Source organism: Sphingobium sp. B2D3C (genome assembly GCF_025961835.1).
GTDB lineage: Bacteria > Pseudomonadota > Alphaproteobacteria > Sphingomonadales > Sphingomonadaceae > Sphingobium.
This window is the reverse complement of the sequence record NZ_JAOQOK010000001.1, coordinates 602,330-626,753: the sequence shown is the minus strand read 5'-3', so window position 1 is coordinate 626,753 and position 24,424 is coordinate 602,330. Positions and strand designations below refer to the sequence as shown.

Genomic DNA, 24,424 nt, shown 5'->3' with positions numbered 1-24,424 from the left:
GGGCCAATGACCAAGTTCACCGTCAACGACCGCCCGGTCGAGTACAAGATGGACCCGCAGACGCCCTTGCTGTGGGCTTTGCGGGATGCTTCCAACCTCACCGGCACCAAATATGGCTGTGGCACGGGCGACTGTGGCGCCTGCACAGTCGACATTGACGGTCTCGCGATCCGCTCCTGCCAGGTCACGATCGCCGCGATGGAAGGCCGGTTCGTCACGACCATCGAGGCGCTTTCGCCGGACCGGAGCCATCCTGTGCAGCAGGCCTGGGCAGCGCAGATGGTGCCACAATGCGGCTACTGCCAATCCGGCATGATCATGGCGGCCTCCGTGCTGCTGCGCCGGAACAGCAACCCGACCGACGCGCAGATCGACGCGGCGATGACCAATATCTGCCGGTGCGGCACCTATCCGCGCATTCGCGAGGCGATCAAGCAGGCGGGGCGCATCATGCGCGGCGAGGAGCGGGTCGCGGCCGCGCCGGCGCCGGGCATTGCGCCGGCAGATGCCGCGCGCCATGTGCCCGCCATGACGCCGCCCAACGACGGGCGCTCCACCGCCGATTGAGCGTCCCGCTGCGAGACAAGCTTTCGCATCGCTGTCAGCAATGTTCAGCATGACGACAGCGGCCTTGTCGTAAACACATCCTTAATGGCGAAGAACCGCCTGCTTTGAGGATGTAACCACGATGAGCCGTCTTTTGACCTTCGGCCTGCTGGCTTCCACCATGCTGGCCACAGCGCCGGTTGCTGCGCAGGAGCGCAGCGCCAACCGGGGCGACTGGATCCGCAACCAGAACCAGCAGCAGCAATCCGCGCCCCGGCAGGACGGTGGCGATCGCCGGCGTGACTGGTCGGGACAGCGCGGTGGACCTTCGCGTGGGGAAGGCATGCGTCCGCAGCCGGCTCCGCAGCAGCGCGCGCCCGCTACGGTGACCACGACCCGCGTCGCGCCGTCCGATGCGCCCCGCCCCAATTGGCAGGACCGTCGCGCACCCGATCAGGCCGGCCGGCCCGACAGGCCCGAGCAGCGCGAGCGTCCCCGCGATCAGCCGCGCAGCTGGAATGACACCAGCCGGAACAATGCCAACTGGCGTGACGATAGCCGCCAGCAAGCCGAGAACCGCGCCGAATGGGAGCGTCGCCGCGAGCAGGCCAATCGGGATGGCAACCGCACCGACTGGCGGGACCGCGACGACGCGCGCCGCTGGGATGGTCGCCGCGACAATGACTGGCGACGCAATGACAGCGCAGGCCGGGACCGCGCCGATTGGGAGCGGCAGCGCCTGAACGAGCGCCAACGCTGGGCCGACCAGCGCCGCTGGGACAATCGCTGGCGCAACGACCGGCGCTATGACTGGCAACGCTACCGTACGCAGTATCGCTCGGTCTACCGCATGCCGACCTATTACGCGCCCTATGGTTGGAACTACGGCTATCGCCGCTTTTCGATCGGCATCTACCTGAACGACATGCTGTTCGGGCGGAATTACTGGATCAGCGATCCCTATGAGTACCGCCTGCCGCCCGTATACGGCTCGCTGCGTTGGGTGCGCTATTATGACGATGCGCTGCTGGTCGACACCCGCGACGGCTATGTCGTCGATGTGATCCACGACTTCTTCTGGTGAGCGGGTCGGCGCCCGCATCAAGCCCTTCCTGAGCGGCCTTCAGGAAACACTGGGCCGGTTCCCGCTTCGGCAGGGGCCGGTCCTTTTTTGGGTGCTGGCGCACCGCCTCCCCTTGCTAAGCCCGGGATCGGGATGGCAGGAGGCAAGCATGAAGCAAGATTGGCCAGATGACGCGGAACTTCCCTCGCAAGCCCGCGCGGAGATCGGGGTCCGCGTGCGCCAGCGCCTCTCCCGCAATCCGATGATCAGCCGGGTGCAGACAGAGCGGGCCGAGATGTTCCTGCGCCACGGACTGGTGACGCCTAAGGAATGCAGCGAGCTGATCGGCAAGATCGATGCCGGGTGCAAACCCTCCAAGCTGTTTTCCGGCACCGAGTCGGGGTACCGCACCAGCAGCAGCTGCAATCTCGATATCTACGATCCGCTCGTGGTCGCAGTAACGAAGCGCATCGACGCGCTGATGGGCATCGAAGGCGAATATGGCGAGCTGCTGCAGGGCCAGCGTTATTACGAGTCCCAGCAATATCAGCTCCATTGCGATTATTTTCCCGCGAAGGTGCACTATTGGCCGGCGATGCGGGCGACTGGCGGACAGCGCTGCTGGACGGCGATGGCCTATCTGTGCGATGTCGAAGCGGGCGGCGAGACGCAGTTTCCCCGCTTGGGCGTAACGATCCCACCCCGCACCGGCACGCTGCTGATCTGGAACAATATGATCGCGGATGGCAGCCCCAATTACGATACGCTGCATGCGGCCCTGCCCGTTGCCAAAGGCGCCAAATATGTGGTGACCCGCTGGTATCGCGAGCGCCCGTGGGAACCGCGTAACAAGCCCTGACTCCGCGCTCCGCCACGCGTGGGAACCTCAGACAAATTGCGACACTTATGAGCGAAAGCTGACACAGGCGTTCGCGCGCCATTCAGCCCGTCGAGCCGATAAGGATCAGGCGACCAAGGCCGCAGAACGAGGCGCCTGGCCGGCACTGAAAGGAGTGTCACATGATGAAAAAGTTTCTGCTCGGCGGGCTTGCAGCCCTCACCCTCATCCCCACCACCGCGATGGCCCAGCCCTATCACGCCCAGGACCGGCAGGATGTCCGGGAAGCTCGTCGCGACGTGAACGACGCCCGCCGCGATGTTCGCGATGCCAAGCGTGACCTGCGCGACGCTCGCTGGGACTATCAGCGCGAGGTGCGCGACTATAATCGCGAGCGCCCGTGGCGCGCGGCCCCGTTCAAATATCAGAACTTCAAGGCAGGCGTCACCATTCGGCCCGTCTATTACGGCCGCAGCTATGTCGTGAATGACTGGCGCCGCTTCCACTGGGATGCCCCCCGTGCGAACCAGGTCTGGGTGCGCCATTATGACGACGCGCTGCTCGTGAATACGCGCACCGGCAGGGTCGTGAAGGTGATCCACAACGCCTTCCGTTACCGCTGACCACGCGTCCCTTTTCGGGATGGGAATGAAGAGGGCCGCGCCGACATTCGGCGCGGCCCTTTTTATGCGCCTGAGCATGCTTCCGCACGACGAAACGAGCCGGTCGAGCGTTGTGATGAACAGCGCGCGGCGCTACGCATCCAAGCATGCGATCCCCCGATCGACCTTCCCGGAAAGGATTTCCCATGTTCCGCGCCCAGCGCCTTACCCGCAGCCTCTCGTTGCTACTTGCCGCCGCCGCTTCCGCCACGCCCCTGCTGGCCCAGACGCCTGCGGCGCAACCCGCCGGCCAGACTGCCTCCAGCGAGGATCAACGCCTGACCGCGCTCTTCGCTCGCGCCAATGAGGCCACGCTCGCCAACAACCCGCTCGATGCGCTGTTTCGGGGTGATATGCGCCATGCCGACCGCATGGGCGATTATATCAGCGATGCCTATTTCGCGACCGAGCGCAAAATCGCGCAGGACAATCTCGCCGCTCTCCACGCCATCAACCGCGACCGGCTGAACGCCCAGAACAAGATCGCCTATGACGTGTTCGAGTGGGAAGTGCAGGACAAGCTGACGAAACTCAGCCCGCCGCTGGTCAACATCAGCGCGGTCATCCCGATCAATCATTTCACGGGGCTGCACACCTTCTACCCGACCCTGTCATCCGGCAAGGGCGCGGCGCCGTTCAAGACGCTCGCCGACTATGAGAACAACCTCAAGCGTCACAAGGACTATGTGCGCTATCTCGACCGCGCGATCGGCCGCTTCCGCGAGGGCATGGCGAGCGGCGTTGTCGAGACCAAGCTGACCATCGGCAATACGATCTCGCAGCTCGACGCCCTGCTGGCCCAGCCGGTGGACGAATCGCCTTTCTACCAGCCGGTGAAGGATTTTCCCGAGGACATCGCATCGGCTGACCGGCAGCGGTTGACCAAGGCTTATCGGGATGCGCTGATCAACGAGATCAACCCCGCCCAGAAGCGGCTGCGCGACTTCCTGAAAGCGGACTATCTGCCGGTCGCGCGCGAGGGCGTTGGCCTCAGCGCCATGAAGGGTGGCGCGGAGCTTTATGCCGCGCTGGTCAAGAGCATGACAACGCTGCCGCTCACGCCGGATTATATCCATAATCTCGGCCTCTCGGAGGTGGCGCGCATCCGCGGCGAAATGGAGCAGGTGCGGGACGAAGTGGGATTCAAGGGCACGCTCGGCGCCTTCTTCACCCATTTGCGCGAGGCCCCGGAATTTCACCCCAAGTCCCGCGAGTGGATGACGGAGGAATTCTACCGCATCGGCAAGATCGTCGATGAGAAGGTGCCGAGCCAGTTCTCAACTCTGCCCAAGGCCAAGCTGGAAATCCGGCCCTATCCCGAATTCCGCGAGAAGTTCGAGGCTGGCGGTTCCTACGAGAATGGCACGCCCGATGGCACGCGCCCCGGCGTGTTCTACTTCAACGCCTATGACCTGCCCTCCCGCAGCATTCCCGGCATGACGACGCTCTATCTGCACGAAGGCGCGCCGGGTCATCACTTCCAGATCAGCCTCGCGCAGGAAAATGCCAGCCTGCCCGACTTCATTCGCTTCGGCGGCAACACCGCCTATGTCGAAGGCTGGGCGCTGTATGCCGAGACGCTGGGCTACGATTTCGGGCTGTTCAAAGACCCCTATCAGCGCATGGGCCATCTTGACGACGAGATGCTTCGCGCGATGCGGCTGGTGGTGGATACCGGCATCCATTCCAAAGGCTGGACCCGCGATCAGGCCATTGCATACATGCTGGATAACAGCTCAATGGGGAAGACGGACGCCACCGCCGAGGTCGAGCGGTACATCGCCATGCCGGCGCAGGCCCTCTCCTACAAGATCGGCGCGCTGACCATCCAGCGGCTGAAGAAGAAGGCGCAGGCGGCGCTTGGCGACCGGTTCGACGTCAAGGCCTTCCACGATCAGGTGCTGATGACCGGCGCGCTGCCGATGAGCGTGCTGGAGCGCAAGATCGACGATTGGATTGCCCACGCCAAGGCTCGGTAATCGGCTGCGCCCTGTGTGCACCCGGTGGCGCCGCCCAAGCGAGAGCCACCGGGATTGACGGCGATGTCGGCCCCAATCACTATTGCAATTCGTTCGCAATATCATATCCTGCCAGCCTTCATTCTGCTGGAAGGGGTCGCTATGACCAGGGATTTATCCGCTCTTTTCGCCTTTCGGGACCTGCGGTCCTTTCCGTTGACGGCCATGCACCTCATCATGGCCGCGCGGCTGTGCATTATCTACGGCCAGTCAGGTCGTGATCCTGTGCCGGACCTCGCCGTCCGCTTGCGGTCCATGGATGCCGCCCGGCGCGTCATTCTGCTCCTGCGGGGATTGCAGGAGGGCTGGCCCGAGCATTTCCTTGTGCATCGCCCCTGCGCGATGTCGCTCAGCCCTGACGAGGCGCTGCTTGGCGATCTGGCGGTGACGGCGATCCAAGGCGACGAGGCGGAGGCCACGCGCCTGCTGCGCGAGACGCTGCCCTGCGATGTCACGCATTTCCTCTTTCACCAGACCGTCGCAGCCGTGGCGGCGATCCGGTCCGCACAGTTGCAGCCGCATCGTCCCGCGAATTGATGCGGCTGCTGAACGCGGGGAACGTTGGAGGGTAGCTCACCCCCGTTCTACTGATTATGCGGCTGCCAAATCCAGCGCCTGGGCAATCAGCTTGCGGCTGTTTGCAATGCCATAAAGTGCGATGAAGCTGCCCATGCGCGGCCCCTGCTGGGCGCCGAGCAAGGTCTCATAAAGCGCCTTGAACCAGTCGCGCAGCTGCTCGAAGCCGTAATGCGGGTCCTTGCCGATTTCGTAGACGATATTCTGGATGTCTTCGGCCGAGGCGTCGTCCGGCAAAGCGGCTAGCTGGGCATCCAGTTCGCGCAGGGCCAGCGCTTCGTTGGGCTCCGGCGCGCGGCGCTTGAGCGTGGGCGCGACGAAATCGCGATTATAGGCCAGCGCATTGCGCACGAGGCCGGCGACGCGCGGATAGCGCTCCACCGAGGCATCGGGCGCGTAGTTGCGCAGATAGGCCCACACCTGATGCTCGGTCGCATCGGCGCCCATGACGCCGACCAGATTGAGCAGCAGGCCATAGGTGACCGGCAGCGGATCGTCCGCCACCTGCCCGCCATGGACATGGTGAACGGGATTGCCGAGGCGCTTGTCCACGGCCTGCGTCGCATAGGCGGAGCGGAACTGCTCATAATCATCGACCGCGCGCGGAATGACACCGATGTGCAGCGACTTGGCCGCCTTGGGCTCGCGATAGATATAGAAGGCCAGACTCTCTTCCGAGCCATAGGTCAGCCACTGCTCGATGCTGAGGCCATTGCCCTTGGACTTGGAGATCTTCTCCCCCTTCTCGTCCAGGAACATCTCGTAATTGAAGCCCTCGGGCGGGCGTCCGCCGAGCGCCCGGGCGATCTTTGAGCTTTGCGTGACGCTGTCGATCAGATCCTTGCCGGCCATCTCATAATCGACGCCGAGCGCGACCCAGCGCATCGCCCAGTCGACCTTCCACTGCAGCTTGGCGCCGCCGGAGAGGATGCTCTGTTCGATCGTCTCGCCATCATCCTCGAAGCGGACGATCCCGGCATCGGCGTCGACGACCTCGACGGGGACCTGCAGCACGATGCCGCTTTTGGCGCTGATCGGCAGCACCGGCGAATAGGTTGCCTGCCGCTCCTTGCGCAGCGTGGGCAGCATGATGTCCATGATCGCCTGATAGTTGCGCAGCACATTGCGCAGAGCGTCATCGAACTGGCCCCCGCGATACATGTCCGTCGAGGAGACGAACTCGTAATCGAAGCCGTAGCGATCGAGGAATGCGCGCAGCATCGCATTATTGTGGTGTGCGAAGCTCTCGAACTCCTCGAACGGATCGGGCACTTGCGTCAGCGGGCGGCCGAGATGTTCGGTCAGCATGGCCTGATTGGGGACGTTGTCCGGCACCTTGCGTAGCCCGTCCATGTCATCGCTGAAGGCAATGAGGCGCGTGGGCGCGCCGGTCATTTCCTCATAGGCGTGGCGGACCATGGTGGTGCGCTGCACCTCGTTGAACGTGCCGATATGCGGCAGGCCCGAGGGGCCATAGCCGGTCTCGAACAGCATCGGCGCACCGCCCGCTTTGCCCTGCGGATAGCGCTTGAGCAGCTTGCGCGCTTCTTCATAGGGCCAGGCCTTGGAGACCTTCGCGGCCTCCCGCAGTTGAGCGGCATAATCAGCATCAGTCATGCGGCGAGCCTCTAGCGCCAAGAGCGCGCACGCAACAACCAAAAAGGCCGGAGAGCAAAAAACAGAAATGCGACGAAACGAAAATTTTACCAATTGGTGTAAGACATCGTGAACGTCCGCCGGAGACGCAAAACCCCTGGGGAGGGGAGAATCGGGTGGGCTTGTGTGGGAGTCTCACCGTGGACCATAAGATCGACCGGCCGCAGCGCGTCTGCGTCCAAGTTCCTGTTATCATAACAACCGTGCTCGATGTGCAGGAGGGCACTTTGGTGGACCTGACCGAGGACGGCGGCCTGATTTCAGGATGCAGCCTGAGCGAAGGCACACGCTTCCAGATCGATTATATGAGCGAGACGATCTATGCCCAGTCGATCTGGCATGAGGTTGACCGCACCGGCTGCCGATTCATTTTCCCGCTAAGGGATGGCGCGCTCTATCAGCATCTCGAACTGGCCCGATCAGCCCTTTTCGCGGAAAGTGCGGCCTTCGCGGATGCGAGCGCTGGCCCAATTCGCGGTTTTGGGCGCCGCCTCGCCTGAATTCCGCCCACCTCAACATTCCTCGCCGACCAGCCGCCGGCCGTTGCGCCGGACCGGGGGGCCGGATTCTGGCCGGAGAATCTTGAGTAGGGCAAGCGCGAGCCGGACTTCCACGAAATCATCACCCTCGCCCGTTGCTACGCGCTGAGCCTCTTCGGCGAAGCCGCTCTCGCGCAGATGCTGTGCTGCGGCCTTGCGGGCCAGATCGATGGGCGCAGCAGTCACGGCCGGTCGCCCGAAGGCGCGACCAGCGGGCCATCCGCGCCATAAGGGCGCCAGGGTTGCGACACCCGCCCTTCCCGCGCCTTGAAGAAATATTGGCTGCAGATCAGCCAGCCCTTGAGCGGCCGCAATGGCAGGATGCAGGTGGCCAGCACCAGCGGCAGGGTCGTGACCAGATGCAGCCACAGCGGCGGATCGGCCTTTACCTGCAGCACGAGCGCGAAAACGACCGCCGGCACGCAGGCGAAGCAGATCACGAAGAAAGCGGGGCCATCGGCCGGCTCGGCATAATCATATGAGAGACCGCAGACCTCACAGGAGTCGCGGATGGTCAGGAATCCCTTAAATAGCCGGCCCTGCGCGCAGCGTGGGCAGCGGCCGCGCAATCCGGTGCGCACGGGGTCATGCCGAGGGCCGTTTTCATGCTCATGCGTGGTCAGGTTCGACATGGCGATTGCTCCATTTCCTTCGGCAATCAGATAGGCAATATGTAGGCATCATCCCACCATACATAAAACGGGCGCTTGCCATGCAGAACTGGGTTACCCTGATCCGCGCCGAGAAATTCCGCCCCGCCCATGGGCCAAAATATGCCGCCATTGCCGATGCCCTGCGCGGCGCGATCCACTCCGGCGAGTTGCGACCCGGAGAACGCCTCCCCGCGCAGCGCGATCTGGCCGCGCAGCTCGGCGTGGACCTGACGACGGTGACGCGCGCCTACACGCTGGTGCGCGAGGCCGGGCTGATCGAAGGCGCCGGGAAGCTCGGCAGCTTCGTGCGCAACGACATCGCCCTGCCCCGCTTTGGCGAAACCGCGAGCGACCGAGGCATGAATGTACCTCCGCAGCCGGGCTTCAACCTGCTTCCGCAGGCGATCCACAATGGCATGGCCAGCCTGCTGCGCGCCGGCCGCCATTCCCCGATCCTCCAATATCAGCCAAGCCTCGGCAACATCGCGGACCGCGCGCAAGGGGCCGAGCGGCTGGCGGCGCTCGGCTTGCCGACCGAGGCGGACCAGATCGCTATCACGGCGGGCGCCCAACATGCCCTGCACGGGCTGGTCCATAGCATTTTGGAGCCGGGCGACCGCCTGTGCTGCGCGCCGTTCATCTATCCCGGCATGATCGCGCTGGCGCGGCGACGGGGTCTGGTGCTGACGCCCGTCAATGTCGATGATGAGGGATTGACACCGGATGCGCTGGACGCAGCCCTGCGCGGGGGCGCGCGCGCCGTCTATCTCACGCCGACCAATGACAATCCCACCTGCATCACCATGGGATTGCGGCGCCGGGAGGACATTGCCGCCGTCATTGCCGCGCATGGCGCAACGCTGATCGAGGACGATGCCTATGGGCAGCTCTGCCGCGCCGCCCATCCGCCCTGCGCAGCGCTGATCCCCGCGCAAAGCTGGTATATTGCCGGCACGTCCAAGCTCATCTCGCCGGTCTTGCGCGTCGCGCATGTTCGCGCGCCCTCCGCAGAGCAGAATCTGCAATTTGGCGCGGCGCTGGGCGACAGTGCCGTGATGGCGCCGCCGCTGAACGTCGCTCTGGTCAGCCACTGGCTGCGCGAGGGGCTGTTCGGTGCGCTGATCGATGGCGTGCGGGCCGAAGCGATAGTGCGGCACCGGCTCGTGACGCGCCATCTGGCCGGCCTGCCCTACCGGATGCAGCCCGAGGGCTACCATCTCTGGCTGGACCTGCGCGATACCAGCGGACGGGCGCCGGATATCGACGCGCTGATCGATGTGCTGGGTGGCATGGGCCTTTCTGCCGTGGCCGGCAGTGCGTTCGCCACTGAAGATGGCACGTCCACGCATATCCGCCTGTCCGTCGGCGGCGCGCTCGACCATGGGGCGATCGAACGTGCGCTGCGACACCTGCGGGATCGACTGGGGCGCTGAGTTCGGCCCCCGGCCGCCGGATATGCGGTAAAATAACCGAACGGCGCGTTCCCCTTATGGACTGAGCACGCTATGGCTGCTGGGTGTCCCCATCCGATCCGATCCTGCCGGGCCTGCCACCGGCGCTCCATGCCAGCCATGCAGGCATCTGGCTAACCGATGGCAGCGGCGAACAGACCATCGGGCTTGGTCGCGGACAAGCCCTCGCGCGCGCCGCGGATACGCCGCTCCTGCTGGTCAATGCACCGTTGCTGGGATCGCGATTGGGCTATGCGGATCTCTCTGGCCTCGACCTGCTGGAGCTATTTGCCTTCCTCTTCCCCGCCCAATTCGTGATTCCCACCGTCGCAGGACTGGCCCGGGCCATGGGTCTGGCGCCGCCGGCCAGCGATGCCGAGGCGGCCCGGCTCATCCCGCAGATTGCCAGCTCCATGCTCGGCTGGACCGAGCGGGCCGACTGGTCGGAACGTGAAGGCGCCTGGACCAGCCTCAATCAGCTCGAGCGGCTGCGGTGGAGCTGGGCGCCGCTGCTGCGCCCGCGCATTCGTCAACCGGCTGAGGCCGAGCGATGGTTGTTCACGCGCCTGCCGCAATGGGAGGAGCAGGCGCCCCGCCCTGCCCCGCGCCCGGTGACCCTCGGCGAGGCGGATGTGTTGGCGCGCCTGCGCAGCCTCACCGGCAGCGGCGCCGAAACGCGGCAGGGCCAGCGCGATTTCGCCGCCGCCGCCTCTGGCAGCTTCGCGCCCCGGCCGCGTGAGGACACGCCCAATGTCGTGCTGGCCCAGGCCGGCACCGGCATTGGCAAGACACTCGGCTATCTCGCCCCCGCAACGCTCTGGGCAGAGCAATCCGGCGGCACGGTGTGGATCGCGACCTACACCAAGGCCCTGCAACGCCAGCTCGACCGCGAGACCCGGCGCCATTATCCCGACGATGCCGCCTTCCGCCGCCATGTCGTCATTCGCAAGGGCCGGGAGAATTATCTCTGCCTGCTTAACCTGGAAGATGCCCTGCAGGGCGGCTTCGCCGGGCGCGCGGCGGTGCTGGCGCAGTTCGTGGCGCGCTGGGCGGGCTATACGCGCGACGGGGATATGGTCGGGGGCGATCTGCCGGGCTGGCTGATGGCCCTGTTTCGCCGTGCGGGCGCGACCGCGCTCACTGACCGGCGCGGCGAGTGCATCTATGCAGGCTGCCCGCATTTCCGCACCTGCTTCATCGAGCGGGCGACCCGCGCCAGCCAGAATGCGGACATTGTGATCGCCAATCACGCGCTGGTGATGATCAACGCTGCGCGCGGGCGGGAAGCCCAAGGCACGCCAACCCGGATCGTTTTCGACGAGGGGCACCATCTGTTCGATGCGGCGGACTCGACCTTCGGCGCGGCACTCACCGGGCGCGAGGCGATCGAACTGCGGCGCTGGATCATGGGGCCGGAAAGCGAGCGCAAGGGGCGCCGGCGCGGCCTCGCCGCCCGTCTCTCCGATGTCGCGAGCTATGACGAGGAAGGCGCCGAGGCCATCGACGCCGCACGCGAAGCCGCTCGCGCCCTGCCGGGCGAGGACTGGCTGCGCCGCGTCGTCGAGCATGGCGCCGAGGGCGCGATCGAGGCGGTGCTCGCCGCCGTGCGCGACACCGTCTACGCCCGCGCCGAACGGGACGGACGCGACACCGACCCGGGTTATGGGCTGGAAGTGGACCTAAGCGAAGCGGACGGCGCACTGATCGATGCTGCGACCGATGCCGCGCGCGCGCTGGAGGCACTGCTGGGCCCGCTCCAGCGGCTGGGCAAGCGCCTCGTCGCCGTCATTGAGCTGGCGCCGGACTGGCTGGATGGCCCGGCGCGCGCGCGTATCGATGGCGCGATCTCCGCCCTTGGCTGGCGGTGCGATCTGCTGCGCGCCTGGATTGCGCTCCTGCTGCGCGTCGGTGGGCCGCCCGAGCCCGCCTTTGTCGACTGGCTGGCAGTGGATCGCGTCGAGGGCAAGGAATATGACATCGGCCTGCACCGCCACTGGCTGGACCCGACCAAGCCCCTGGCCGAGACGGTGATGCGGCCGGCCCATGGCGTGCTCGTCACGTCGGCGACGCTACGGGCCGGCGGGGATACCCAGACGGCCGTCGAGCGATCTGGCGCGGTGCATCTGGGCCGCGCACCGCAATGGTTCGAGGCGGCCAGCCCCTTCGACTATGCGCGGCAGAGCGAAGTGCTGATCGTCACCGACATCAAACGCGGCGATCTGCCCGCGCTGGCCGGTGCTTATGCCCGGCTGATCGAGGCGGCCGGCGGGGGGACGCTGGGGCTGTTCACCGCCATTCGCCGGCTGCGCTCCGTGCAGAAGCGCATTGCCGATCGGCTCGCCCGTGCCGGCCTGCCGCTCTATGCGCAGCATGTCGACCCGTTCGACCCCGCAACCCTGATCGACATGTTCCGGGACGATCCGCGCGCTTCCCTGCTCGGCACGGACGCGCTGCGTGACGGCATCGACGTGCCGGGCGATTCGCTGCGGTTGGTGGTGATGGAAGGCGTGCCCTGGGCCAAACCCTCGGTCCTCCACGCAACGCGGCGGCAGGCCAGTGGTGAGCCGACCGCCTATGATGATCGGCTGGTCCGCGCCCGCCTCGCCCAGGCCTTCGGGCGACTGATCCGCCGGGGTGACGACAGCGGCCAGTTCGTGATGCTCTCCTCGGCCATGCCCAGCCGATTGTTGAGTGCTTTCCCAGCCGATGTCCCCATCCTGCGCATTCCGCTCGATGAAGCCATCGCGCGCGTGCGCTCACGCCTTGGTTCCTCGGCCGATATCGGGCAGAGACCGCTGGACGGATCTTATAAGACTAGGGTGTCCACCAAGGAATGAAGACGGTTATCGTTCTGCGCCATGCCAAGTCTGACTGGAGCGATGCCGCGCTGCGCGACTTCGACCGCGGGCTGAACGGCCGCGGCGACCGCGCGGCGGCCGTCATGGGCCAATGGGCCGCCGGTCACGGCGTGACCTTCGAGACGATCATCGCATCGCCCGCCGTCCGCGTGACGCAGACATTGGCGCGTTTTCGCGACGCTTATGGCCCCTGCCCCGAACCCATGCGGGACATGCGGCTCTATCTGGCTTCTGCCGGAACCATAGCAGAGGTGCTGAGCGAAATCGCGCCGGACCGGGCCTCGGTTCTGTTGGCCGCCCACAGTCCCGGCCTTGAGGATTTCATCCTGATGGCCAGCGGCCAAGAGCGGCTGGCCGGACTGCGCGCATCCGTCGAAACGAAATTCCCGACCGCCGCCATGGCCGTGCTGACCTTCGATGTGGCGGGCTGGGCGGACCTCGCCAGCGGATTCGCTGATGCGGCGACGCTTGAAGCCTTTGTACGGCCACGCGATCTGGATCCGAGTCTGGGGCCGGATCAGCGCTGAGTCGGAAGCGCAGACAGGCCGCTCAACCGGGGTTGAGCGCCTCTTCGAGATTGTTGCGGATCACCCTCAGCCTTGCAATCACCGTGGAGATGTCCGGCGAGGCCGGCGCGCGCGGGCGGACCGGCTGATCGACGGCCGTCCCTGAAAACAGGTCGTCCATTGCCGTCCGTGCCGGACTGGAACGCCCGTCGCTCGCTGCGGGCGCAGGCCCTTGCACGAGCCGCTCAGCGGGTTGCGCTGCGTCTGCCTCAGGGGAGGAAGGCGCCGACGCCGCCTTGCGCGCGCCGGCCAAGGCCCGCTGCGCACCCGGCACAGTAAAGCCTTCCTCATTCAACAGTCGATGAATCCGACGCGCAAGTTCCACGTCAGCCGGCCGATAATAGCGGCGATTACCAGAACGCTGGAGCGGACGAAGCTGCGGGAACCGGGTCTCCCAGTAGCGCAAGATATGCTGCGCCACGCCCAGTTCACGAGCAAGCTCTCCAATCGTCAGAAACGCGCCGTCATCTTTGGCCATGCCTTATTCTGCAACGAGATACGCGCGCGGGTCAATCCGCGACCGACCGCACGAGCCCATCACGCGACAGTCAGCCGTGAGATATTCAGGCGCCGGCGACGCGTTCGCGCAGCGTCTGGCTCGGCCGGAAGGTGAGAACCCGCCGCGGCGTGATCGGCACCTCGACGCCGGTTTTCGGATTGCGCCCGACGCGCTCGTTCTTGTCGCGCAGCACGAACGTCCCAAAACCGGAAATTTTGACATTCTCGCCTTGCTCAAGTGCCTCACTCACAAGGTCGAGCACCTGCTCGACAATCTGCGCGGATTCAGACCGCGAGAGGCCGATCTGGCGGTTGAGCCGATCAGCGATCTCAGCGCGGGTCAACGTGTCTTCTGAACTCATTTCGCCCCCAAATAACGAAACCAAGCGCGCCCTGTCCCCCAACAGGCCACATCGCCGTCTCTGCGGCAGAAACTCTTACAATGCAATCGGCAAGAATCGAAACAAGCCACAGTTATTTCGCGATATTATTGAAAAATAAGATTATCAGAACACGGGCTAAAACCGAAGAGCGCTGGCACCCCAGGTAAAGCCGCCGCCCATTGCTTCAAGCACGAGGAGATCGCCCCGCTTGATGCGCCCGTCCCGCACGGCGGCATCGAGGGCCAACGGGACCGAAGCGGCCGAGGTGTTGGCATGCTGATCGACGGTGACGATCACCCGCTCCGCTTCTAGCCCCAGCTTGCGCGCCGTGGCATCGAGAATGCGGGCATTGGCCTGATGCGGGACCACCCAGTCGATATCCTCGACTGCGATATCGGCCGCCTCGAGCACTTCGCGGAGCACCTGCGCAAGGTTGACGACCGCGTGGCGGAAGACGTCCTGCCCCTTCATCCGCAGCTTGCCGACCGTTCCGGTGGTCGAAACGCCGCCGTCGGTATGGAGCAGGCAGTTATGCCGGCCATCGGCGTGGAGGCGACTGGCGAGAATGCCCCGCCCGGTCTCCTCATCGGTATCCTGCCCGCGCAGCAGCACCGCGCCTGCACCATCGCCGAACAGCACGCAGGTGCCGCGATCTTCCCAGTCGAGCAGCCGGCTCATTGTCTCCGAACCGATCACCAGCGCGGTCTTTGCCGCGCCGCCACGGATCATGTTGTCCGCGACAGTCAGCGCGTACAGAAAGCCCGAGCATACCGCTGCCACATCGAACGCGACGCAATCATTGATGCCCAAACCGGTCTGAACGCGCGTGGCAGTCGCCGGAAACGTCTGGTCGGGCGTCGTCGTCGCCAGAATGATGAGATCGACTTCGGTGGCCGGGACATTTGCCGCCTGCAAAGCCTTGCGCGCCGCCTCGACCGCGAGCGTGGAGGTCGTTTCGCCCTCCCCGGCCAGATGGCGAGCATGAATGCCGGTCCGCTCGACGATCCACTCGTCGCTCGTGTCCACTGTCTGCGCCAACTCATGATTGTCGACACGGCGCCGGGGCAGGGCGGACCCGGTCCCTTCGATCACGGACCGCAAGGTCATTTGGCGACCAGTTCCTCTTTTCCAATAGGCCCAACGCGGGCGATGTCCTGCGCGATGCGGGCACTCAAATCTTCCTCCACCAGCCGCGCGGCGACGTGGACGGCGTTGGCGATGCCCTTTTCGTCGGCACCGCCGTGGCTCTTCACCACCATGCCGTTGAGGCCGAGGAAGACGGCGCCATTATGATTGTTGGGATCAAGATGCACCTTGAGCAGGTGCAGCGCTGGCTTCGAGAGCAGGAAACCGGCCTTGGAGCGCAACGAGCTCGTAAAAGCCCGGCGCAGCACGTCGGTTACGAACCGTGCGGTGCCTTCGGCCGTCTTGAGCGCGATATTGCCGGCAAAGCCCTCGGCGACGATCACATCCGCATCGCCCGAGCCGATCTTATCTCCCTCGATGAAGCCATCGAAGCGGAGCGGCAGGCCGATGCCCTTGCGAAGGACCGCAGCGGCATCGCGAATTTCGTCAGTGCCCTTCAAATCCTCGGTGCCGATGTTGAGCAGGCGCACGCGCGGCATCTCGAGATCGAGCACGACACGGGCATAAGCGGCGCCCATGATCGCGAATTCAACGAGATTGCGCGCGTCGCACTCGGTGTTCGCACCGAGATCGAGCATGACGACATCATTGTCGCCCAACGTGGGCAGGAATGCAGCCAAGGCGGGCCGGTCGATCCCCGGCAGCGTGCGCAGGGCAAGCTTGGCAATCGCCATCAGCGCGCCGGTATTGCCGGCGGAGACGGCAGCCTGCGCCTCGCCGTTCTTCACAGCCTGAATCGCCAAGCCCATTGAGCTCTGGCGGGACTGGCGGATCGCCTGACTGGGCTTGTCGCCCGCGTTCACCACCTTGTCGGTGTGAACGATTTCAGCGGCTTGCGAGAGATTGGGGTGGTTGGCGAGCGCGGCACGAATCCGCGTCTCATCACCAAAGAGCAGGAATTGCAGCCCTTCATGCCGACGACGCGCCAAGGCAACACCCGCGATCATCACGCGGACGCCCTCGTCACCGCCCATCGCATCAATCGCGATCCGCGGCGTCTTCACAGCATGATTCCCCGGTCGGGCCTCAGGCGCCGATCGCGATGATTTCGCGGCCGTTATAGTGCCCGCAAGCGGTGCACAGATTGTGGGGGCGCTTCAGCTCACCACAATTGGGGCATTCCTGATAGGATTCCACGCGCAGCGAGTCATGGCTGCGACGCATGCCGCGCTTGGACGGCGAAGTTTTTCTCTTTGGGACAGCCATGAGGGCACCTGTCTAAAAAACGCAAAACATCAATAACGGGTTCGCTTGCCTGGCCGCCTGCAAAGGCGTCTTGGCGGCCACAGAGGACCGCGGCCAACCGAGAGCCGGGCGTTCGCGAGAGTGAGCGCCTATAGCGCTTTTTCCTGATGGTGCAACCGATTCATTGGACAAACTGGGCGCTTGCGGGACCAGACCGGACATTGGGTGATAGGAAGGCCGCATCGCGCCATCAGTCGCGCACGCCCGTGACGCTGTCGCCCACAAAGGGGTTACTGGCCCGCTCATGCGCAAAGCTGCTGGGCTGGCCATGGCCCGGCACGAAGATCGTCTCACCACCCAGCGGCCAGAGCTTGCGCGTGATCGACGCGATCAGATCCTCATGATTGCCGAGCGGAAAATCAGTACGGCCGATAGAGCCTTGAAACAGGACATCGCCGACAATAGCGAGCTTGGACGGGCCGTGATGAAAGACGACGTGACCCGGCGTGTGGCCGGGGCAATGGATGACATCCAACACCAGCTCGCCGACGGTGACCGTATCCCCATCGACCAGCCAGCGTGTCGGCTCGAACGGCTCGCCGGGTACGCCCCAGCGCTTGCCATCATCATCCAGTCGCGCGATCCAGAAGCGATCATCCTCATGGGGCCCTTCGATAGGCAGGCCCAATTCCTTGGCGAGCACGCCGGCCTGCCCGCAATGATCGATATGACCGTGCGTCACGAGCAGCTTCTCCAGCGTCACGCCGGCATCCGCCACCGCCTTTTTGAGCCGCGCCAGATCCCCGCCGGGATCGACCAGCGCGCCACGCATGGTTTTGGTGCACCAGATGAGCGAGCAATTCTGCTGGAGCGGCGTCACCGGGATCATCGCGGCGCGCATCGGGGGATTTTTTGGATCGGCAGTCATGCGGTCTGATCTGGCAGTCGAATCCGCCCGGCGCAAGGGTAGCGCGGGGCAGCGGCGTTCAGGACGCCAGCATCTCCTCGACCCATGCCGGCACGAGCTGGCTCGCCGGGCCGAGGCGGGATTCATCGAACCAGGCGCTGCCTTCTGAAGGTTCGAGATTCAGCTCCAGCGTCCGCGCGCCATAGGCCTGCGCCATGCGGACGAACCCGGCGGCCGGATAGACAGCGCCCGACGTGCCGATCGACACGAACAGATCGGCACGGGCCAGCGCCGCTTCGATCCGCGCCATCTGATAAGGCATCTCTCCGAAAAACACGATGTCGGGCCGCAGGTCGCGCGCGCCGCAGATAGGGCACGCCGCTGCAGGCGGGAGAAGACCGGTCCACGGCAGACGATGATCGCAGGCGGCACACAGCGCGCTGTTCAACGCGCCATGCATATGGAGGAGGTTGCGCGAGCCGCCCCTCTCGTGGAGATCATCGACATTTTGCGTGACCAGCAGGAGCTCGCCGGGCCAATGCGCTTCCAGCCGGGCGAGCGCCTCATGCGCGGGATTGGGCTCAACGCGGTCCAACGCGGCGCGACGCATATCATAGAAGCGATGGACCAGCGCAGGATCGCGCGCCAGCGCTTCGGGCGTGCAGACATCCTCGATCCGATGCTGCGCCCAAAGGCCATCCTCCGAGCGGAAGGTCTCCAAGCCGCTTTCTGCCGAAATCCCGGCGCCGGTGAGGATGACAAGTGCGTTCGAGTCTGGCATCGCCGCGATGAGACAGATTTGGGGCGAAGGACGCAAGCATCATGACGGCGATCGGCATCTTTGGCGCGCGGGGGCGCATGGGTCAGGCGATCGCGGGGGTTGCAGCGGATGCCGGGATTGCGGTGGCCGGCGGAACGGACAGCCAGCCGGGCGGGACCATCGGCGCAGAGGACGCGGCGATCACAAGCGACGCGATGGATCTTGCAGACAGCGCGGACGTACTGATCGACTTCTCGGTGCCCGGCGCGTTGCAGGCGCATCTTGATGCCTGCGTCGCGGCGGGCAAGCCGCTGCTGATCGGCACGACCGGCCTCGAAGCAGCGCATCACGCCGCCATCGACCGCGCGTCGGCGCAGATCGCGGTGCTGCAGACGGGCAATACCTCGCTCGGGGTCAATCTGCTGGCCGCGCTCGTTCGGGAAGCGGCCGCGCGACTGGGCGACGATTGGGACATCGAAATTCTGGAGATGCATCACCGCCACAAGGTGGACGCCCCTTCCGGCACGGCGCTGCTGCTCGGCGAAGCGGCGGCGGCCGGGCGCGGGATCAGCCTTGCCGACCATAGGGCGCGCGGGCGCGACGGGATCACCGGCGCCCGCAACGCCGGCGACATCGGTTTTGCGGCGCTGCGCGGTGGATCGGTCGCAGGCGATCATCTTGTGGTGCTGGCAGCCGATCAGGAGCGGATCGAGCTTGGTCACCGGGCCGAAAGTCGCATCATCTTCGCCCGTGGCGCGGTGAAGGCCGCGCAATGGCTGATCGGCAAGGCGCCGGGACGCTATGCCATGGCGGATATGCTGGGGCTGTAGGTCTTGAGCCGGCAGCGCATTCTCAACCGCGACCAGATTTTTACGCTGTTCTCGCGGCTGGCGGAGCATAATCCCGAGCCTCGCACCGAGCTGGAATATGGCAATGATTTCCAATTGCTGGTGGCCGTGGTCCTCTCCGCGCAGGCGACCGATGCGGGCGTCAACAAGGCGACGCGGCGGCTGTTCGAAACGGTTAAGACGCCGGCGGACATGGTGGCGCTCGGCGAGGAGGCGCTCAAGGAACACATCAAGACCATCGGCCTGTTCAACACCAAGGCCAAGAACGTCATCGCGCTCTCGCAGGCGTTGGTGGAGGCCTATGGTGGCCAAGTGCCGCGCGACCGGGACGTGCTGACCACGCTGCCGGGCGTGGGTCGCAAGACCGCCAATGTGGTGATGAACACGGCGTTCGGTGAGGAGACCTTTGCGGTCGACACGCACATCTTCCGGGTCGGCAACCGGACGGGGCTGGCCCCTGGCAAGACGGTTCTTACCGTCGAGAACGGCTTGGAAAAGCGCGTCCCTCAGCCCTTCCGACGTGATGCCCACCATTGGCTGATCCTGCACGGCCGCTATGTCTGCAAAGCCCGTAAGCCCGAATGCTGGCGCTGCATCATCAGCGATGTATGCCTATTCAAAGAAAAGACGCCCGCACCCTGATTTCACCATATAGGTAAATTTTCCCTGTCCTACAGCACCGATTCGGTGGCTTATGGGCGCTGCGGCGATTCGGCCGCGGCACCTGCCACAGGAAAGACACGGACATGGCCGACCGCTTCGAAACCCAGACCGACACCCTCACCCAGCCGGCGCGCGAGGCCTTTGCCATTACGCCCCACGCCACCAACGAAATCGACCCGCTGCCCAAGGCCATTTATGTTGGAACAGGCGGCGCCATCACCCTGCGCGCGGCGGGATCCAGCACGGACGTGGTGCTCAAGAATGTCGCGTCAGGGCAGATCCTCGACATCCGCGCTCGCTACATCCGCGCCAGCGGCACGACCGCCGCCGACATTGTGGGCCTTGCCTGATGGTCGGTCCCGGATTTGGTTTCGGCGCTGCAGGGTCTGCGCGCCGCCATCGGCCCCTTGGCGTCTCCCCGACGCCGACACCAACCCCGACTCCCGCCCCCAGTTGGACGAGCAGACCCGCCATGACCGGCGCCGCCAGCCCTCCGCGCGTCGGCGATATGCTCACCGCTCTGGGCGGCATCATCGTGAACGGCGCGGCGACGGGCTGGCAATGGCTGCGCGATGGCGTACCGATCGCAGGCGCCACCGCCAACAGCTATGTGCTGTCCGCAGCCGATACGGGATCGATGATCGGCCCGCGCGAGCTGGCGAGCGGGGCCGGCGGCAGTGGGTCGGCCGATGCGGACCCCGTCGGGCCGGTCGCTGCGGCGCTCGTTGCCGCGAGTTACAGCGCTGGCTTCACGTTGGCGCAGTTTCCGAGCTACGAAGAGAAGCGGATTTACCAGCGCACGACCAACAGCGGTGGTGGCCAAGGCAAGGGCACCGGCACGATCCGCGTACCGCTGTCTGGCGTCGTCACCGCCGGCACGGTCGGGGTGCGTATCCGCTCGGCCGATGATGGCACGACGATCCTGCAGGGGCCGTGGACCGCCGGTACGATCGCAAACGGCGCCACCTATGTCGACGTTACCGGCGTGGACGCCCGGCTTGGCTGGTTCTTCATCGATCTGAAGGGCGCGGATGGCGCCTGGCAGCTCGGCACCGTCAAGGTCGGCATGGGCATGCTGACCGGCTTTGCGGGTCAGTCGCTCACCGTGCGGATGCTGGGGCGCCAGGCCACCGATTCGACGGCGACCTTCGCTTCGCTCGGGATCGCGCCGGATGCCAACAGCGCGGTGCTGGCGCGATATGTGGACGGAAACACCTACAATCCCGCCGCCGCCACCATGCCTTGGCAGACGCCGGCTGATATGAGCAATAGCACCGGTCCCAACTCAGCTGGCGTCGGTGAATATCTCAACCGCATGATTGCGCTGACGGGCGTCAACTGCGGCGTTATCGGCCATGCAGTCGGCGGTACCACCATCGCCAGCTTCTATAGCGGGCAGAGCAACTGGGCGGCGCTCACCGAGGTGATGAACCGGGCCGGCAATGGCTTCGAGGCCTTTGTCTGGGGCCAGGGCCATACCGAGGCCCTCTATGGTATCCCGCCCAAGGCTTATGGTCAGGCCCTGAGCACCGTCTTCAGCCAGCTGACCGCGCTGAACAGCCTGCCGTCCTTCGCCCGCCTCGTCTGGACCATCCCCTCCATGGGGCTGGTGCGCAGCTGGGGCACGCCGTGGCAAGTGAGCCGCATCCGCAAGGGCGCACAGGACTGGTGCGCGGCCAATGGCGGCACCTATGTCCACATGGACGATGCGCTGATGAGCAGCGACGGCATCCACCAGACGCAGGCCGGGTCGCTGACCATGGCCCGGCATCTCTATCGCGCCCTGCGCAGTTCTTATGGCGCCGGTGCCGGCCTCGGCCCCGCGCCCCTCTCCGCCACCCGCTCCGGCACCACGATCACGCTTACGCTGAGCAATGTCGGCCAGGGCGCGCTGGTGCTGAGCGGCACCCCGGGCAACCGCTTGTGGGTCTTCCCGCGCGGCCGGGTAAACCCGATGGCCAACAACGCGACCGACAACCGCTTCCCGGTCGCCTCGGTCACCGCGGTGAACGCCACGACGCTCGCGATCACGCTCGCCAACGATCCCGGCCCGGGACATGAGCTCGATCTCTGGGTCTACTTCCCGAGCGGCCCGGCCAATGCGGCGGCAGACACGATCCGCGATGACCGGACCGATGGAGACGGCATCACCACCGGACGCATCGTGCAGGGCAGCACCCTCCCCATCGTCATCGCGGCGCAGACGCCGGGCGGCGCGATCGATGCCCCGCCGAGCGGCTTCATCGCGCCGATCAGCCCGCTCAGCATGGCCGAGACGAGCACGACCTACGCCGCCAGCACCGGTGGCGCCGCGTTCGGCCAGCAGATGACCGGCGGCACCGCGCGAGGCAGTTACAGCCCGGTCTTCGCGCCGATTACCGTGGAGGGCTTCTTCACCTGCCCGGACCCGCTCCCGGGCGCGATCCAGGTCCTGTTCGGCGGGTTCGGAAGCAACGGCTCCCGCTTCGTCGCCATCGATAGCGCCGGCAAGCTGCGGGTCTGGAGCGGTCTCACCGGCACCACCGTGCTGGCGCCGGGCAAGCGCTACCATGTCGCCTGCCAGGCCGGGCCGGGGGGGCTGGCGCTCTATGTGACCAACGTCACCGATGGCCTTCCCGGCACCCGCGAGAATTATGCCGCGTTCGGCGAGACGATCGTGCCGGCCACCTCGGGCTATTCGCTCCGCAACCACAACGGCGAATACGGGCTCACCGGCGGGGCGCTGGATGAATGGGCGGTGTTCAACAGCGAGCGCTACAGCGGCACGACCTACACCTGCCCGACCGCGCCGCTCACCGGCGATGAAGCGGATATCGTCGCGCTCTATCGCTGCGATGGCGACGCAAAGGATGCGGTGACACGATGACCAGCCCACAACTCGCGCGGAAGCTGGATCAACTGATCGGCAAGGTGGAGAGCCTTGCCGAAACGGTCGACCGGCAGGCGCAGGAAATCGGCCGCGCATCCGAGCGGCTTGCGCTGGTCGAACAGGACACCAAGCGGACCATGGAAGTGATCGAAGCCTGGCGCGCGGCGAAGCTTTGGCTGCGCTGGAGCCGATGGGTGGCGGGTTTCATCGCCTCGATGATCGCCGCGTTCGCGGCCTTCAAGGGCTTGAGCAAATGAACGCGCGGGATACGCTGCTGGGCGGCGCGGTCGGCAGCGCTTTCATCGGCCTCGCCATCATGATCGCGGCGCCGTTCATCGCGCGATGGGAAGGGACACGGACCGACCCTTATCGCGACATCGCGGGCATTTGGACGGTCTGCACCGGCGAGACCCGCGTGCCGATGCGGCGTTACACGCCCGCCGAATGCGCAGCGATGCTGGATCGAACGCTGGCCGCCGACTGGGCGCCCGCGGTGCTGCGCGCCGTGCCAGCGCTCAAGGATCGTCCCTATCAGTTCGCGGCTGCCATCTCGCTCACCTACAATATTGGCGAGGCGGCCTTTGCGCGCTCGACGGTCGCGCGGCGGTTCAATGCGGGCGATTGGCCGGGCGGCTGCGACGCGTTCCGGCTCTGGGTGATGGTCGATGGGCGGCGCGTGCAGGGGCTGGTCAACCGGCGGGAGGCAGAGCGCCGGCTCTGCCTGACCAACCTGTGACGCTGCAAGGATGGCCCACCGCCGCCGGCGCGCTCGCTCTAACTCTTATTCTCGCGCTGGCATGGGGGATGCGGGTTGACCATCTGCGCGCACGCCATGCCGCCGCACTCGCACAGGCTCGTCAGGATTATCGCGCCGCCCAGGCCAAGGCGCAGGCGGATTTCGACGCGCAGGTCGCCGCGCTGCGCGTCCACAACAGGAGGCTCAACGATGCTGCCGATCAAAAGAGCGAGGCTCTCACCCTTGTCTATCGCGATCGCGTTGTGCGCCTGCCAGCCGCGCCCGCTACCTGTGCTGCCACTATCCCCGGCCTGCCCGCGCCCGGCGATGCCCAGCCTGTTGACCGATCCGGTCGCGATCCCATCCTTCTTGACCGCGCCGACGCCCTGATCTGCGCGACGAATACTGCCCGGCTGGAGGCGGCGCGCGCCTGGGCGCTGGAGATGCAGACCGGGCCATGACCTTGCTACCGAGCCGCATTGCGGATTGACCCCCGCGCGGTGAAATCATAGGGAGTTGCGACCTTGCCGGATTAGCACAGTGGTAGTGCAGCGGTTTTGTAAACCGAAGGTCGCGGGTTCAAATCCTGCATCCGGCACCATTTCCTCACGGATGTGAGGGTGGTTGTGACCTCGCCCTATTTCGCCTCAAAGCGCGCCGATGGATGTCCGGCGATCGTCGAGAGAATTCAGGTCGGCGCTCAGGTGCATTGCATCCGAGCGCTCGTCGGGATGAAAACTGCGCGACAGTCCGGCAAAAACGCGCCGCTGCTGCACTTGATTGAGATGCGCGTCAGCAGCGGTGTTGGAGACCTCGGGCGTGGTCTCGCCGGCCCACTTGTAGCCGGCAATTCCGTCCATCAATCGAACGACGGAATCCCTCAGCGAACCGGACGCCTGGAGCGCATCGCCCACAGGGTTGGCATAGGAGACGGGGCTCATGGAACGGCGACGCCAACCAACAATCACATCTTTGATCACGTAGAGTCCCCCGTCGACGCCCC

At 65.5% G+C, this 24,424-nt stretch carries 27 protein-coding genes, 1 tRNA gene and 1 pseudogene; 18 read left to right on the top strand and 11 right to left on the bottom strand.

The annotated features are described in order from the left end of the window. The first annotated feature begins 6 nt into the window (after positions 1 to 6). The 6 genes from M2339_RS02890 (at position 7) to M2339_RS02865 (ending at position 5,664) form a co-directional block, all read left to right on the top strand. Positions 7 to 567, top strand: a complete 561-nt coding sequence (locus M2339_RS02890; protein WP_181560199.1) for a (2Fe-2S)-binding protein — start codon at positions 7 to 9, stop codon at positions 565 to 567. Positions 568 to 688: 121 nt separating this feature from the next. Then, positions 689 to 1,630, top strand: a complete 942-nt coding sequence (locus tag M2339_RS02885; RefSeq protein ID WP_264585451.1) for an RcnB family protein — start codon at positions 689 to 691, stop codon at positions 1,628 to 1,630. A gap of 148 nt (positions 1,631 to 1,778) precedes the next feature. Beyond that, complete coding sequence (locus tag M2339_RS02880; RefSeq protein WP_264587559.1) at positions 1,779 to 2,468, top strand: 2OG-Fe(II) oxygenase; 690 nt, start codon at positions 1,779 to 1,781, stop codon at positions 2,466 to 2,468. A gap of 161 nt (positions 2,469 to 2,629) precedes the next feature. Continuing rightward, positions 2,630 to 3,070, top strand: coding sequence for an RcnB family protein (locus tag M2339_RS02875; RefSeq protein WP_181560201.1), 441 nt, complete (start codon positions 2,630 to 2,632; stop codon positions 3,068 to 3,070). 185 nt (positions 3,071 to 3,255) lie between these two features. Then, a complete protein-coding gene (locus M2339_RS02870; protein ID WP_264587560.1) occupies positions 3,256 to 5,088 on the top strand; it encodes a DUF885 domain-containing protein in 1,833 nt (610 codons plus the stop codon). Between the two features lie 141 nt (positions 5,089 to 5,229). Beyond that, entirely contained in the window at positions 5,230 to 5,664 is a 435-nt protein-coding gene (locus M2339_RS02865; RefSeq protein ID WP_264587561.1) for a hypothetical protein, read from the top strand. 54 nt (positions 5,665 to 5,718) lie between these two features. Here the strand turns inward: M2339_RS02865 and M2339_RS02860 are convergent, their stop codons facing one another. Then, the gene (locus tag M2339_RS02860) at positions 5,719 to 7,320 is read right to left on the bottom strand and encodes a lysine--tRNA ligase (protein WP_264587562.1); all 1,602 of its coding nucleotides are present in this window, start codon (positions 7,318 to 7,320) and stop codon (positions 5,719 to 5,721) included. A 179-nt stretch (positions 7,321 to 7,499) separates the two neighbouring features. Between M2339_RS02860 and M2339_RS02855 the strand changes: the two genes are divergently transcribed. After that, entirely contained in the window at positions 7,500 to 7,859 is a 360-nt protein-coding gene (locus M2339_RS02855; protein ID WP_264570877.1) for a PilZ domain-containing protein, read from the top strand. A gap of 12 nt (positions 7,860 to 7,871) precedes the next feature. On the opposite strand, the gene M2339_RS02850 is transcribed toward M2339_RS02855, so the two are convergent. Then, positions 7,872 to 8,084: a hypothetical protein gene (locus tag M2339_RS02850; protein ID WP_264587564.1), complete on the bottom strand. Its 213-nt coding sequence runs from the start codon at positions 8,082 to 8,084 to the stop codon at positions 7,872 to 7,874. Continuing rightward, positions 8,081 to 8,530, bottom strand: a complete 450-nt coding sequence (locus M2339_RS02845; protein ID WP_264585458.1) for a DUF983 domain-containing protein — start codon at positions 8,528 to 8,530, stop codon at positions 8,081 to 8,083. Before M2339_RS02845 ends, M2339_RS02850 begins: the two co-directional genes overlap by 4 nt. 80 nt (positions 8,531 to 8,610) lie before the next feature. Between M2339_RS02845 and M2339_RS02840 the strand changes: the two genes are divergently transcribed. The 3 genes from M2339_RS02840 (at position 8,611) to M2339_RS02830 (ending at position 13,387) form a co-directional block, all read left to right on the top strand. Continuing rightward, positions 8,611 to 9,984 (top strand): PLP-dependent aminotransferase family protein, encoded by a 1,374-nt coding sequence (locus tag M2339_RS02840; RefSeq protein ID WP_264587565.1) that lies wholly within the window; start codon positions 8,611 to 8,613, stop codon positions 9,982 to 9,984. An 83-nt stretch (positions 9,985 to 10,067) separates the two neighbouring features. Beyond that, positions 10,068 to 12,839 (top strand): ATP-dependent DNA helicase, encoded by a 2,772-nt coding sequence (locus tag M2339_RS02835; RefSeq protein WP_264587566.1) that lies wholly within the window; start codon positions 10,068 to 10,070, stop codon positions 12,837 to 12,839. Next, positions 12,836 to 13,387 carry a SixA phosphatase family protein gene (locus M2339_RS02830; protein ID WP_264587567.1) on the top strand — a complete coding sequence of 184 codons (552 nt, stop codon included), beginning with the start codon at positions 12,836 to 12,838 and terminating at the stop codon, positions 13,385 to 13,387. The genes M2339_RS02835 and M2339_RS02830 overlap by 4 nt, the downstream gene beginning before the upstream one ends. Positions 13,388 to 13,628: 241 nt before the next feature. On the opposite strand, the pseudogene M2339_RS02825 reads toward M2339_RS02830, so the two are convergent. From M2339_RS02825 to M2339_RS02795, 7 genes and pseudogenes are all read right to left on the bottom strand, one after another. Beyond that, positions 13,629 to 13,904: pseudogene (locus tag M2339_RS02825) on the bottom strand (MerR family transcriptional regulator); the annotation flags it as partial. Positions 13,905 to 13,989: 85 nt separating this feature from the next. Continuing rightward, complete coding sequence (locus M2339_RS02820) at positions 13,990 to 14,286, bottom strand: integration host factor subunit alpha (RefSeq protein ID WP_264570883.1); 297 nt, start codon at positions 14,284 to 14,286, stop codon at positions 13,990 to 13,992. A 156-nt stretch (positions 14,287 to 14,442) separates the two neighbouring features. Continuing rightward, on the bottom strand, positions 14,443 to 15,414 hold the full coding sequence (locus M2339_RS02815) for a beta-ketoacyl-ACP synthase III (RefSeq protein WP_319801016.1): 972 nt from the start codon (positions 15,412 to 15,414) through the stop codon (positions 14,443 to 14,445). After that, positions 15,411 to 16,457, bottom strand: coding sequence for a phosphate acyltransferase PlsX (gene plsX, locus M2339_RS02810; RefSeq protein WP_264587568.1), 1,047 nt, complete (start codon positions 16,455 to 16,457; stop codon positions 15,411 to 15,413). Before plsX ends, M2339_RS02815 begins: the two co-directional genes overlap by 4 nt. Before the next feature lie 22 nt (positions 16,458 to 16,479). After that, positions 16,480 to 16,659, bottom strand: coding sequence for a 50S ribosomal protein L32 (gene rpmF / locus M2339_RS02805; protein ID WP_264570885.1), 180 nt, complete (start codon positions 16,657 to 16,659; stop codon positions 16,480 to 16,482). Between the two features lie 229 nt (positions 16,660 to 16,888). After that, complete coding sequence (locus tag M2339_RS02800) at positions 16,889 to 17,566, bottom strand: MBL fold metallo-hydrolase (protein WP_319799380.1); 678 nt, start codon at positions 17,564 to 17,566, stop codon at positions 16,889 to 16,891. Positions 17,567 to 17,624: 58 nt separating this feature from the next. After that, positions 17,625 to 18,326 carry an NAD-dependent deacylase gene (locus M2339_RS02795; protein WP_264587569.1) on the bottom strand — a complete coding sequence of 234 codons (702 nt, stop codon included), beginning with the start codon at positions 18,324 to 18,326 and terminating at the stop codon, positions 17,625 to 17,627. 41 nt (positions 18,327 to 18,367) lie between these two features. Here M2339_RS02795 and dapB point away from each other — a divergent pair, with 41 nt between their 5' ends. The 8 genes from dapB (at position 18,368) to M2339_RS02755 (ending at position 24,022) form a co-directional block, all read left to right on the top strand. Next, positions 18,368 to 19,135 (top strand): 4-hydroxy-tetrahydrodipicolinate reductase, encoded by a 768-nt coding sequence (gene dapB / locus M2339_RS02790; RefSeq protein ID WP_264587570.1) that lies wholly within the window; start codon positions 18,368 to 18,370, stop codon positions 19,133 to 19,135. 3 nt (positions 19,136 to 19,138) lie between these two features. Then, entirely contained in the window at positions 19,139 to 19,795 is a 657-nt protein-coding gene (gene nth, locus M2339_RS02785) for an endonuclease III (protein ID WP_264587571.1), read from the top strand. Positions 19,796 to 19,899: 104 nt separating this feature from the next. Continuing rightward, complete coding sequence (locus M2339_RS02780; protein ID WP_264575351.1) at positions 19,900 to 20,166, top strand: spike base protein, RCAP_Rcc01079 family; 267 nt, start codon at positions 19,900 to 19,902, stop codon at positions 20,164 to 20,166. A gap of 122 nt (positions 20,167 to 20,288) precedes the next feature. Next, positions 20,289 to 22,682 (top strand): sialate O-acetylesterase, encoded by a 2,394-nt coding sequence (locus M2339_RS02775; protein ID WP_264606145.1) that lies wholly within the window; start codon positions 20,289 to 20,291, stop codon positions 22,680 to 22,682. Beyond that, positions 22,679 to 22,942, top strand: a complete 264-nt coding sequence (locus M2339_RS02770; protein WP_181560218.1) for a hypothetical protein — start codon at positions 22,679 to 22,681, stop codon at positions 22,940 to 22,942. Before M2339_RS02775 ends, M2339_RS02770 begins: the two co-directional genes overlap by 4 nt. Then, the gene (locus tag M2339_RS02765; RefSeq protein ID WP_264570891.1) at positions 22,939 to 23,421 is read left to right on the top strand and encodes a lysozyme; all 483 of its coding nucleotides are present in this window, start codon (positions 22,939 to 22,941) and stop codon (positions 23,419 to 23,421) included. The genes M2339_RS02770 and M2339_RS02765 overlap by 4 nt, the downstream gene beginning before the upstream one ends. Before the next feature lie 68 nt (positions 23,422 to 23,489). Beyond that, positions 23,490 to 23,882, top strand: coding sequence for a hypothetical protein (locus M2339_RS02760; RefSeq protein WP_264606144.1), 393 nt, complete (start codon positions 23,490 to 23,492; stop codon positions 23,880 to 23,882). 65 nt (positions 23,883 to 23,947) lie between these two features. Then, positions 23,948 to 24,022: transfer RNA gene (locus tag M2339_RS02755), tRNA-Thr, on the top strand. A 46-nt stretch (positions 24,023 to 24,068) separates the two neighbouring features. Here the strand turns inward: M2339_RS02755 and M2339_RS02750 are convergent. Beyond that, entirely contained in the window at positions 24,069 to 24,401 is a 333-nt protein-coding gene (locus M2339_RS02750; RefSeq protein WP_264606143.1) for a hypothetical protein, read from the bottom strand. Between the last annotated feature and the right edge of the window lie 23 nt (positions 24,402 to 24,424).

Bases quoted from the DNA above. Each gene is read 5' to 3' on its own strand.
- M2339_RS02890 (WP_181560199.1), top strand. From the start codon at position 7: ATGACCAAGTTCACCGTCAACGACCGCCCGGTCGAGTACAAGATGGAC.
- M2339_RS02885 (WP_264585451.1), top strand. From the start codon at position 689: ATGAGCCGTCTTTTGACCTTCGGCCTGCTGGCTTCCACCATGCTGGCC.
- M2339_RS02880 (WP_264587559.1), top strand. From the start codon at position 1,779: ATGAAGCAAGATTGGCCAGATGACGCGGAACTTCCCTCGCAAGCCCGC.
- M2339_RS02875 (WP_181560201.1), top strand. From the start codon at position 2,630: ATGATGAAAAAGTTTCTGCTCGGCGGGCTTGCAGCCCTCACCCTCATC.
- M2339_RS02870 (WP_264587560.1), top strand. From the start codon at position 3,256: ATGTTCCGCGCCCAGCGCCTTACCCGCAGCCTCTCGTTGCTACTTGCC.
- M2339_RS02865 (WP_264587561.1), top strand. From the start codon at position 5,230: ATGACCAGGGATTTATCCGCTCTTTTCGCCTTTCGGGACCTGCGGTCC.
- M2339_RS02860 (WP_264587562.1), bottom strand. From the start codon at position 7,320: ATGACTGATGCTGATTATGCCGCTCAACTGCGGGAGGCCGCGAAGGTC.
- M2339_RS02845 (WP_264585458.1), bottom strand. From the start codon at position 8,530: ATGTCGAACCTGACCACGCATGAGCATGAAAACGGCCCTCGGCATGAC.
- M2339_RS02840 (WP_264587565.1), top strand. From the start codon at position 8,611: ATGCAGAACTGGGTTACCCTGATCCGCGCCGAGAAATTCCGCCCCGCC.
- M2339_RS02830 (WP_264587567.1), top strand. From the start codon at position 12,836: ATGAAGACGGTTATCGTTCTGCGCCATGCCAAGTCTGACTGGAGCGAT.
- M2339_RS02820 (WP_264570883.1), bottom strand. From the start codon at position 14,286: ATGAGTTCAGAAGACACGTTGACCCGCGCTGAGATCGCTGATCGGCTC.
- M2339_RS02815 (WP_319801016.1), bottom strand. From the start codon at position 15,414: ATGACCTTGCGGTCCGTGATCGAAGGGACCGGGTCCGCCCTGCCCCGG.
- rpmF (WP_264570885.1), bottom strand. From the start codon at position 16,659: ATGGCTGTCCCAAAGAGAAAAACTTCGCCGTCCAAGCGCGGCATGCGT.
- M2339_RS02800 (WP_319799380.1), bottom strand. From the start codon at position 17,566: ATGACTGCCGATCCAAAAAATCCCCCGATGCGCGCCGCGATGATCCCG.
- M2339_RS02795 (WP_264587569.1), bottom strand. From the start codon at position 18,326: ATGCCAGACTCGAACGCACTTGTCATCCTCACCGGCGCCGGGATTTCG.
- dapB (WP_264587570.1), top strand. From the start codon at position 18,368: ATGACGGCGATCGGCATCTTTGGCGCGCGGGGGCGCATGGGTCAGGCG.
- M2339_RS02780 (WP_264575351.1), top strand. From the start codon at position 19,900: ATGGCCGACCGCTTCGAAACCCAGACCGACACCCTCACCCAGCCGGCG.
- M2339_RS02775 (WP_264606145.1), top strand. From the start codon at position 20,289: ATGACCGGCGCCGCCAGCCCTCCGCGCGTCGGCGATATGCTCACCGCT.
- M2339_RS02770 (WP_181560218.1), top strand. From the start codon at position 22,679: ATGACCAGCCCACAACTCGCGCGGAAGCTGGATCAACTGATCGGCAAG.
- M2339_RS02765 (WP_264570891.1), top strand. From the start codon at position 22,939: ATGAACGCGCGGGATACGCTGCTGGGCGGCGCGGTCGGCAGCGCTTTC.
- M2339_RS02760 (WP_264606144.1), top strand. From the start codon at position 23,490: ATGCGGGTTGACCATCTGCGCGCACGCCATGCCGCCGCACTCGCACAG.